The 7,469-nt window shown below is 72.7% G+C and carries 6 protein-coding genes; all 6 read left to right on the top strand.

The window, feature by feature from the left end:
* A partial coding sequence (locus GTW40_RS31125; protein ID WP_161183478.1) for a C40 family peptidase occupies nt 1-427 on the top strand: 427 nt, incomplete at its 5' end.
* 253 nt (nt 428-680) lie between these two features.
* Entirely contained in the window at nt 681-2,045 is a 1,365-nt protein-coding gene (locus tag GTW40_RS31120; protein ID WP_161183477.1) for an FAD-dependent oxidoreductase, read from the top strand.
* Between the two features lie 248 nt (nt 2,046-2,293).
* Nucleotides 2,294-3,466, top strand: a complete 1,173-nt coding sequence (locus GTW40_RS31115) for a hypothetical protein (RefSeq protein WP_161183476.1) — start codon at nt 2,294-2,296, stop codon at nt 3,464-3,466.
* Nucleotides 3,467-3,580: 114 nt separating this feature from the next.
* Nucleotides 3,581-3,922 carry a DUF1232 domain-containing protein gene (locus GTW40_RS31110; RefSeq protein WP_161183475.1) on the top strand — a complete coding sequence of 114 codons (342 nt, stop codon included), beginning with the start codon at nt 3,581-3,583 and terminating at the stop codon, nt 3,920-3,922.
* Between the two features lie 65 nt (nt 3,923-3,987).
* Nucleotides 3,988-6,729 (top strand): SpoIIE family protein phosphatase/ATP-binding protein, encoded by a 2,742-nt coding sequence (locus tag GTW40_RS31105; protein WP_202486657.1) that lies wholly within the window; start codon nt 3,988-3,990, stop codon nt 6,727-6,729.
* A 46-nt stretch (nt 6,730-6,775) separates the two neighbouring features.
* Complete coding sequence (locus GTW40_RS31100) at nt 6,776-7,405, top strand: SMI1/KNR4 family protein (protein ID WP_161183474.1); 630 nt, start codon at nt 6,776-6,778, stop codon at nt 7,403-7,405.
* Nucleotides 7,406-7,469 lie beyond the last annotated feature (64 nt).

Genomic DNA, 7,469 nt, shown 5'->3' with positions numbered 1-7,469 from the left:
CGCCCAAGCCACCGGCAGCTTCCCCCTCGCCGCCCCCGCAGCTCCCGCCGCCAGCGAGTCCGCGCACGCGGTCCGTGCCGCCAAGGCCATCGAGTTCGCGCGGGCGCAGCTCGGGAGGCCGTGTGTCTGGGGGGCGACCGGGCCTGACTCGTACGACTGTTCCAGCCTCACGCAGGGCGCGTGGCGGGCGGCCGGGGTCGCGCTGCCGCGTACGGCGGCGGAGCAGGCACTCGGGGGCAGCTCCGTCACCCTGGCCGCGATCCAGCCCGGCGACCTCGTCCTGTTCTTCGAGGACGACCGGCACGTGGGCCTCTACGTCGGCAACGGCACGATGATCCACGCCCCGGGCCCCGGCGCGCTCATCCGCGAAGAGTCGATCTACGGCGCGGGAGAGGCCGCGATCCACCGCGTGATCCGCCCCGCGTGACCGACCAGTCCTGAGCGGCCACTCCCGAGCGGCCACCCGCACGGAACCACGCGGCCGCGAGCAGCGGAAACCTCTCGGCCGCGACCACTCGGCACCCATGGGGCCAGACACCACATCTGGCCCCATAACCCGACCTATCGCCCCATAAGACAGCCTTATGAGTCCATAGATCGGACCCGCGTACTAACTTAGGGCTGCCTTAGCTTAGGCTTCCTGATCGAGTCGCCTGTCCACGCTCGAAGGGAACCTGATCATGCCGCGCCCCCTGCGGGTAGCCATCGTCGGAGCCGGCCCCGCCGGGATCTACGCCGCCGACGCCCTGCTGAAGTCCGAGACGGCCGCCGACCCGGGCGTGTCCATCGACATCTTCGAGCGGATGCCCGCCCCGTTCGGCCTGATCCGGTACGGCGTCGCCCCCGACCACCCGCGTATCAAGGGCATCATCACGGCCCTGCACCAGGTGCTCGACAAGCCGCAGATCCGTCTCTTCGGCAACGTCGACTACCCCGCCGACATCAGCCTGGACGACCTGCGCGCCTTCTACGACGCGGTGATCTTCTCCACCGGCGCGATGGCCGACCGCGAGATGTCGGTCCCCGGCATCGACCTGGACGGCTCCTACGGCGCGGCCGACTTCGTGTCCTGGTACGACGGCCACCCGGACGTCCCGCGCACCTGGCCGCTGGAGGCCGAGAAGGTCGCCGTCCTGGGCGTCGGCAACGTGGCCCTGGACGTGGCCCGCGTCCTCGCCAAGACGGCGGACGAGCTGCTGCCGACGGAGATCCCGCAGAACGTCTACGACGGTCTGAAGGCCAACAAGGCCCTCGAGGTCCACGTCTTCGGCCGCCGCGGCCCGGCGCAGGCGAAGTTCAGCCCCATGGAGCTGCGCGAGCTGGACCACTCCCCGAACATCGAGGTCATCGTCGACCCCGAGGACATCGACTACGACAAGGGCTCCATCGAGACCCGGCGCGGCAACAAGCAGGCCGACATGGTCGCCAAGACGCTGGAGAACTGGGCGATCCGCGACGTCGGCGACCGTCCGCACAAGCTCTTCCTGCACTTCTTCGAGTCCCCGGCGGAGATCCTCGGCGAGGACGGCAAGGTCGTCGGCCTGCGCACCGAGCGCACCGCCCTCGACGGCACCGGTAACGTCAAGGGCACCGGCGAGTTCAAGGACTGGGACGTCACCGCGGTCTACCGCGCCGTCGGCTACCTCTCCGAGAAGCTGCCCAAGCTGCCCTGGGACCTGGAGACGGGCACCGTCCCGGACGAGGGCGGCCGTGTCATCGAGGAGAGCGGCAACCACCTGCGGTCCACGTACGTCACCGGCTGGATCCGGCGCGGCCCGGTCGGCCTGATCGGCCACACCAAGGGCGACGCCAACGAGACGGTGGCCAACCTGCTGGACGACCACGCCCACGGCCGTCTGCAGACCCCGGCCGCCCCCGAGCCGGAGGCCGTGGACGCCTTCCTGGCCGAGCGGAACGTCCGCTTCACCACCTGGGAGGGCTGGTACAAGCTGGACGCCGCCGAGCGCGCCCTCGGTGAGCCGCAGGGCCGCGCGCGCGTGAAGCTCGTCGAGCGCGAGGACATGCTCCGCGAGAGCGGCGCCTGAGACACGCGGACGGCGCCCCCGCCGCGTACGAACTGAAGACCGAGACCCCTGCGGGACCGCACCGGTCCCGCAGGGGTCTCGGCGCGTCACAGGCGCGTCGTACGGCGTTCTCCCACGTGGAAGCGGGAGGGGCGCGACGGCGGGGGCGTCCGAACGGGCGACGCGCCGCCGGGGGGACCGGCCGCCGTCGCACGGACCCGAACGGTGATACTGGAGGACGCACCCGCCTCCATCAGCAGAATTGGCCCATGTCGAACTCCGCCACCGAACGCGACACCGTCCCCCGGACCCTCTGGGCGGCGCGGGGCCGGCACACCGGCTCCGCCCCCGAGGAGGTCGTGCGCCGCACTCTGCGACGGCGCAAGGAGAGCGGGGACATAGACGACTTCGCCGAACCGGCCGTACCCGGTGACGGGGACGGCGAGTCCGGGAAGCGCGTCTTCGAGGCCCGCTGGCGGGCCGGGGGCGCCGTCACCGTGCGAGCCCGGATGACCCTCCTGCCCCGTACGGGACGCCCGGAGGGGTACGAGTGGCGGCTGGTCGCGGAGGCGGAGCGGCCCTGGGACGAGTCGTGGCCGTCGCCCGCCACCCTGTTCTGGCCCGAGGGCGGTGCCCCGCAGGACAGCGGCTGGGACCACCACCCCACGGTCACGGGCCTGCGCTTCCGGCAGGTGAACCCGCTTCCGGCGGACGACAAGGAGATGCGGCGCAGGCTGCGCGACGCGGCCAAGGACGCCTGGTGCGTCAACCTGGTCGTGCACGAGGCGATGACCCCGGACGAGCGCGGCCGCCTGCCGCTGGCCGGACTCCTCCCGCCGGGCCTGCGCCATCGCGTCGTCGAGCACCGGGCCACCCCGCAGCAGTTCCGCGGGGTCAACTGGGCCCTGAAGGACCTCGGGGTCGAGGTGCCGCGCGGCGGTGCCGTACTCCTGTCCCCTGACCCGGCGCCAAAGGAGTACGACAGCCGCGACTTCAGCGTGCGCAGCGTGTTCCTGGACGGCTCCGAGCCCACCGAACTCCTCGCGGCGCTGCGGCGTTTCGTGGCGCTGCCCCGGCCGCTGCCCCGGAGCCTCGGGGAGTCCCTGACGGAGCTGAGGGACCACTGGACGCTGATGACGGCCCAGGAGGAGCTGGAGCGCGAGCGGCAGCGCGTCACGCGGTACGCCGAGGCGCTGGAGGCGATGACCAAGTCGCGGGATCTGTACCGGCAGGCCGCCGAGGAGGCCCACGAGGCGCTGGCCGCCTACCGTGAACTGGCGCCCGCCGCGCTGCCCCAGCAGCGGGCCGACGCCCGGACGGGTTCGCCGTTGCAGCAGCTCACGCGGACCTTCGAGCGGCTGAGGTTCCTGCCCAAGGGCGCGAAGTCCGGATCCGCCCCGGACGCGCCGTCCGGCGACGCGGGGGCGGACCGGCCGGAGTGAGCGGGCCGTCGGTGCCGTAGCCCGCCGTACGGCGGGCAGAGGGAAGACGTACGGTTCCGGGGCTCCCGCGCGGGGCCCGCGCGGAGCTCACGGCGAAAGGGGAGGGGAGACCGGATGGATTCCACCACGATCCTGTTGCTGGTGGCCGCCGTCGTGGCGGCCGGGGTGCTGGCCGTCGCGGTCGCGGTGCTGGTGCGGCTGGTGCGGACCCGGCAGGGGCTGCGGCGGGCCGGGCTGCCCACGGGGCCGCGCTGGGTGTTCTGGGGCGCGGTCGTCTATCTGCTGCTGCCGACCGACCTGCTGCCCGATCCCGTCTATCTGGACGACATCGGCGTGCTGCTCCTCGCCCTGCGCTCCATGCGCGCCCCGCGCGCCCTTCCGGAGGAACCCGTACGGGCTCCCGCCGCCGGGGTGAGGCGGGGGCGTCCGGGTAAGGCGGCGCGGCGGTCCTCGTAGCGCGCCGTCCGCCACCGGCTGTGACGGTCTCGCCTGATGGGGCCGGGCAGTGTAGACATGGGCACATGGTGCGACTGCCCGGCCGGCCCGACACGCGGACGCCCCGTTCGTTCGGGCATCCGCGTGCGCCCTTCGGTGCGCACCGACCGGACGGTACGCCCGGGAACGGCTCGCACCCCGGTGTGCTGCGGGCGGCGGTGTCCGCGCGCAGTCTCGCGGGGCAGGTGTTCATCCTCCAGGTCGTGATCGTGCTGCTGCTGGTCGTGGCGGCCGTGGTGGCGCAGGTGCTCCAGGTGCGGCACGACAGCGATCTGGAGGCGCGCAACCGCTCCCTGGCCGCCGCCGGGACGTTCGCCAACGCGCCCGGCACGGCGGCGGCGCTGCGCACCCCGGACCCGACGGCGATCCTCCAGCCGAGCGCGGAGGCGGCCCGCAAGGCGTCCAACGTGGACTTCATCGTCGTCATGAACACCGACGGCATCCGCTACACCCATCCCAACCGGGACCGCATCGGCAAGAAGTTCGTCGGCACCATCGGGCCCGCGGTCAACGGCTCCACGGTCGTCGAGCATCTGAACGGGACGATAGGACCGCTGGTCCAGGTCGTAGTGCCCGTGCGTGACTCCGGCGGCAAGGTGGTCGGGCTGGTGTCCGCGGGCATCACCACCGCGCACGTCGGCGGGGCGGCCGACCAGCAGGTGCCGCTGCTGCTCGCGGCGGCCGCGGCGGCGCTCGTCCTGGCCACGGCGGGCACGGCGCTGGTCAGCCGGCGACTGCTGCGGCAGACGCACGGGCTCGGCCCCTACGAGATGACCCGGATGTACGAGCACCACGACGCGGTGCTGCACGCCGTCCGGGAGGGTGTGCTGATCGTCGGCGGCGACGGCAAACTGCTGCTCGCCAACGACGAGGCGCACCGGCTCCTCGACCTGCCCGACGACGCCGAGATGCGCAGCGTCCTCGACCTGGGCCTGGACGACGAGACGGCCGGTCTCCTCGCCTCCGGGCGGGTCGCGACGGACGAGGTGCACCTGGTCAAGGACAAGCTGGTCGCGATCAACCAGCGCCCCACCGATCTGCAGGGCGGCCCGCCCGGCAGCGTCACCACCCTGCGCGACTCCACGGAGCTGCGCGCCCTGTCGGGCCGGGCGGAGGTGGCGCGCGAGCGGCTGAACATGCTGTACGACGCCGGGGTGGGCATCGGCACCAGCCTGGACGTGAGCCGTACGGCGCAGGAGCTGGCCGAGCTGGCGGTGCCCCGGTTCGCGGACTTCGTGACGGTGGACCTGTTCGACGCGGTACTGAACGGCGAGGAGCCGAAGCCGGGCACCGACCTGCGCCGGGCGGCGTACAGCGGCATCCGCAAGGACGCCCCGCTGTATCCGCTGGGCGAGCGCATCCGGTTCGTGCCGACCTCGCCGCAGGCCCGCAGCCTCGCCACGGGACAGTCGGTGGTGGAGCCGGACCTGCGCGAGGCGCCGGGCTGGCACGCGCAGGACCTGGAACGCACCGGGCAGGTCGTGGAGTACGGCATCCATTCGCTGATCACGGTGCCGCTCCGGACGGGCAATCTGATCCTCGGGGTGGCCAACTTCTGGCGCTCGGAGAAGCCGCAGCCCTTCGATGCCGAGGACGTCACGCTCGCCGAGGAGCTGGTGGCGCGGGCGGCGGTGTCCATCGACAACGCCCGCCGCTACACGCGCGAGCACAGCATGGCGGTGACGCTCCAGCGGAGTCTGCTGCCCCGCTCGCTGCCCGCGCAGGACGCCCTGGAGATCGCCTACCGCTATCTGCCCGCGCAGTCCGGGGTGGGCGGCGACTGGTTCGACGTCCTGCCGCTGCCGGGCGCCCGGGTCGCGCTCGTCGTCGGTGACGTGGTGGGGCACGGACTGCACGCGGCGGCGACCATGGGCCGGCTGCGCACGGCGGTGCACAACTTCTCCTCGCTCGACCTGCCGCCCGACGAACTCCTCGGCCTCCTGGACGAACTGGTGGGCCGGATCGACCAGGACGAGACCCCGGCGGACGGCGCGGCGGCGGTGACCGGGGCGACCTGTCTGTACGCGGTGTACGACCCGGTGTCCCGGCGCTGCACCATCGCGCGCGCCGGGCATCTGCCACCCGCGGTGGTGTACCCGGACGGCCGGGTGGAGTTCCCGGACGTGCCCGCCGGTCCCCCGCTGGGCCTGGGCGGGCTGCCGTTCGAGACGGCGGAGCTGGAGCTGCCGGAGGGCAGCCGTCTGGTGCTGTACACCGACGGTCTGGTGGAGGACCGGGACCGGGACATCGACGTGGGCCTCGACCTGCTGCGCGACGCGCTCCGCCACGCCCCGGACGCCTCGCCGGAGGACACCTGCCGGGTCGTGCTGGACCGGCTGCCGCTGCGGCCCGCCGACGACGTGGCGCTGATCGTGGCCGAGACGCGGGTGCTGGGCGAGGACCGGGTGGCCGAGTGGGAGGTGCCCTCCGATCCGGCGGCGGTCTCGGAGATCCGGGCCAAGGTGACCCGGCAGCTCGCGGAGTGGAACCTGGACGAGCTGACCTTCACCACCGAGCTGATTCTGAGCGAGCTGGTCACCAACGCCATCCGCTACGGCCGCGGCCCCATCGGCGTACGCCTGCTGCTCGCCCGCTCGCTGATCTGCGAGGTCTCGGACGGTACGACGACCTCCCCCCACCTGCGCTACGCGGCGAGCACCGACGAGGGCGGCCGGGGCCTGTTCCTGGTGGCCCAGATCGCGGACCGCTGGGGCACCCGCTACACCCCGACCGGCAAGATCATCTGGGCGGAGCAGCCACTGCCGTGAGGCTCGGCCGGGGAGGCCGGGCCAGGCCGTCTCCTCCGGATCTTGCATGATGATCGGCATGAACACGGAAAACTGCGACCCGGCCGAGTTGGCCGCGCTCCGCGAAGTCTTCGCGTCCCGTCCCGAGGCGGCTCCGCCGGCCGGCTGGGAGGCTGTGCGGTCCTTCGAGGCGGAGCACGGCATCGTGTTGCCGGAGCCGTACCGTACGTTCGTGGCGGAGGTCTGCGACGGCCTGCGAGCGGGGCCGCCCTACTACGGTCTGCTGCCCTTCGCGCAAACGCCCTCGGACTGGGGCCCCGACCGTCCCGAGCGTCTGCTCGCCGAGCCGTTTCCCCTCGTGGCGACATGGATGTGGGAAAACGACGAGGGGGACGAGGAGGCAGTGTCGGAGCAGGAGCTCGAAGCCCGGATGGACGCCGCGTTCGACCACGGCTCACTGCTGCTGGGCACCGACGGCTGCGGCATGTACTGGCACCTTGTCGTCACCGGCCCCCAACGCGGTCACGTCTGGCTGATCGACGAGTACGGCGCGATGCCCTTCGGCACCTCGTCCGAGACCTCCCCGATGCCGGGCACACCCGGATTCACCGGATGGGTGACCCACTGGGCCCAGGGGCGTTCCTGGTTCCCCGACGCCACTGACGTCTCGGGGGACGTTCAGGAGGAGACGGACTAGTGCCGCGGCAGGCAACGTTTGCCCGTCAAGGAGCGGCGTCCGGTGCGTGCTCTCGGCGTGCCGG

This window comes from Streptomyces sp. SID4985, assembly GCF_009863025.1.
In the GTDB taxonomy this organism is placed as follows: domain Bacteria; phylum Actinomycetota; class Actinomycetes; order Streptomycetales; family Streptomycetaceae; genus Streptomyces.
Note: the sequence above shows the minus strand (reverse complement) of the source record. Positions and strands in the feature narration are given on the sequence as shown.